Annotated in this window: 2 protein-coding genes; one reads left to right on the top strand and one right to left on the bottom strand. The window is 69.3% G+C overall.

Annotation, left to right across the window (positions count from 1 at the left end; all coding sequences use genetic code 11):
* Nucleotides 1-69 precede the first annotated feature (69 nt).
* Nucleotides 70-810: an SDR family oxidoreductase gene (locus tag AC1DZ6_RS24500; protein WP_477099706.1), complete on the bottom strand. Its 741-nt coding sequence runs from the start codon at nucleotides 808-810 to the stop codon at nucleotides 70-72.
* A gap of 138 nt (nucleotides 811-948) precedes the next feature.
* Here AC1DZ6_RS24500 and AC1DZ6_RS24505 point away from each other — a divergent pair.
* Nucleotides 949-1,813, top strand: an 865-nt coding sequence (locus tag AC1DZ6_RS24505) for a LysR family transcriptional regulator (protein WP_477099707.1), incomplete at its 3' end; no start/stop codon positions are given.

Genomic DNA, 1,813 nt, shown 5'->3' on the forward strand with positions numbered 1-1,813 from the left:
GGACTTGGGTCTGGGTGGTCATGCGGTTGTCCTTGAATGGGGGTGTCGGGGAGGGGCGGGCGGCCGGGATCAGATGATGCCGCCGTTGGCGCGCAGGGTCTGGCCGTTGATCCAGGAGCCGTCCGGGCCGACCAGGAAGGCGATGGCGGCGGCGATGTCCTCGGGCTGGCCCAGGCGTTCCAGCGGGGCCAGCTTGGTCAGGTGGTCGATCACCGCCTGCGGCTTGCCGTCGAGGAACAGCTTTGTCGCCGTCGGGCCGGGCGCGACGGCGTTGACCGTGATGTTCCGGCCGCGCAGCTCCTTGGTCAGGATGCTGGTCATGGCTTCCACGGCCGCCTTGGTCGCGGCGTAGACCCCGTAGGTCGGCTGCAGCAGGCCCACGACGCTGGACGAGACGTTGACGATCCGCCCGCCGTCCCGCAGTCGCCGGGCCGCCTCGCGCAGGGTGTTGAACGTGCCCTTCAGATTGACGGCGATCTGGCTGTCGAACAGGGCGTCGTCGCTGTCGGCGATCGTGGCCAGCTTCATGATGCCGGCGTTGTTGATCAGCACATCGACGCCGCCGAAGGCCGTCTCGGCGGCCTCGAACATCTTGCGGACCGCCTCGGGGTCGGCGATGTCGGCCTGGTGAGCCACGGCCTTGCCGCCGGCCGCCTCGATCTGGCGAACCAGGTTCTCGGCCGGCTGGGGCTTGCCGGCATAGTTGACGACGACGGTGAAGCCGTCGCGGGCCAGGCGTTCCGCGACCGCCCCGCCGATGCCGCCCGAGGCGCCGGTGACGATCGCTACCTTGTTGCTTTGGTTGGTCATTTGGTCTCTCCAGGCCGACACCGCGTCGGCTGTGAGGACAAGATGAGCTTTTGACCTGCAGAGATAATCAGTCGATATTCGACAACATTATTCAGATATCCGAATAATGGAGACACCGCCCTGGATCGCTTCGACGCCATGCGCCTGTTCGCCCGCATCGTGGAGCGGCGCAGCTTCAGCCAGGCGGCGCTGGACCTGAACCTGCCGGCCTCGTCGGCCACGGAAGGCGTCAAGCAGCTGGAGGCCCGGCTGGGCGTGCGGCTGCTGCAGCGTACGACGCGCCACGTCAGCCCCACCCTGGACGGCGAAGCCTTCTACCGCCGCTGCCTGACCATCCTGGGCGAGCTGGAGGACGCCGAGGCCGAGTTCAGCGACGCCAAGCCGCGCGGGCTGCTGCGGGTCGACGTCCACGGCACGCTGGCCCGCCACTTCCTGCTGCCGGGCCTCCCGGCCTTCCTGGAGCGCTATCCCGACATCCGCCTGCACCTGGGCGAGGGCGATCGGCTGGTCGACCTGGTGCGCGAGGGCGTCGACTGCGTGCTGCGGGTCGGCGACCTGAAGGACAGCGCCATGATCGCCCGCCGGGTGGGGCTGCTGGACGAGGTGACCTGCGCCGCGCCGGCCTATCTAGAGCGACATGGGGCGCCGACCGCGCCGGACGACCTGAATTCCCAAGGCCACGTGATGATCGGCTTCGTCTCGTCGGCGACGGGCGAGCACTTCCCCCTGGAGTTCACGGTCGGCGGGGTCCTGAAGTTCGTCACCCTGCCGACCGTGCTGTCGGTGGCCGGGGCCGAGACCAACATCGCCGCCGCCCGCCTGGGCCTGGGGATCATCCAGGTCCCGCGCTATCACGCCCAGGCCGATCTGGACGCCGGGCGGCTGGTCGAGGTCCTGCCGGACTTCCCGCCCAGCCCGACGCCGGTGTCGCTGCTCTACCCGCAGGCCCGCCACATCCCGCCGCGGGTGCGGGTGTTCATGGAGTGGCTGACGGGGGAGTTTT

The sequence above is a fragment of the Caulobacter sp. P1_B12_2 genome (assembly GCF_056406675.1).